The following is a 201-nucleotide window of genomic DNA, read 5'->3' as shown; positions in this document are numbered from 1 at the left end:
TCAAGAAATCTTATATGATCGTGGCATTAACGTTTCTCATACGACGATTTATCGTTGGGTGCAAGAATATGGCAAACTACTCTATCAAATTTGGAAAAAGAAAAATAAAAAATCCTTTTATTCCTGGAAAATGGATGAAACGTACATCAAAATTAAAGGAAAATGGCATTATTTGTATCGAGCCATCGATGCAGATGGTTT

Annotated in this window: 1 protein-coding gene; it reads left to right on the top strand. The window is 32.8% G+C overall.

Annotated elements, in window-relative coordinates:
* Window positions 1-201 (top strand): DDE-type integrase/transposase/recombinase (locus P7D84_RS13935; protein ID WP_311806798.1); only part of this gene is annotated, 201 nt, incomplete at both ends.

This window comes from Enterococcus dongliensis (genome assembly GCF_031927985.1).
Lineage (GTDB): Bacteria > Bacillota > Bacilli > Lactobacillales > Enterococcaceae > Enterococcus_A > Enterococcus_A dongliensis.
Note: the sequence above shows the minus strand (reverse complement) of the source record. Positions and strands in the feature narration are given on the sequence as shown.